1 pseudogene is annotated in these 361 nt (G+C 69.0%); it reads right to left on the bottom strand.

From position 1 onward, the window contains the following. Positions 1-361, bottom strand: a pseudogene (locus EN846_RS33950) (GAF domain-containing protein); the annotation flags it as partial.

Below are 361 nucleotides of genomic sequence, written 5' to 3'. Positions count from 1 at the left end.
CGGTGCCCATGTTGCGCATGTACTGCAGGTGCACCGGCGAGACGCTGCGCAGCACGGCCAGGCTCAGGTCGGTGGGAGGCGCGTCGCGATGCGCTTCCGCGCGCAGCAGCGGCGCAGGGGTGTAATCGTTGTCTGCAATCAGCCGCACCCGGTTGCGGCGGTACAGCTCACGCGCCTGGGCGGGGATGTCCGATTCGGGGAAGCGCAGGTCCAGATAGGAGGGCAGCAGGCCGTTGCCATCCTCGGCCACCACCGTGCCATTCCAGCCTGCATCGAACTGGTAGACCAGGGTGCGGTCGAAGCCGGTGAGGCGTCGCACATGCGCGGCGGCCAGCCTGCACAGGTCTTCCACCGTCGCGGC

The organism is Mesorhizobium sp. M4B.F.Ca.ET.203.01.1.1 (assembly GCF_004791025.1).
In the GTDB taxonomy this organism is placed as follows: domain Bacteria; phylum Pseudomonadota; class Alphaproteobacteria; order Rhizobiales; family Rhizobiaceae; genus Mesorhizobium; species Mesorhizobium abyssinicae.
The sequence above is the reverse complement of the archived record's forward strand: the minus strand, read 5'-3'. Positions and strand labels throughout refer to the sequence as shown.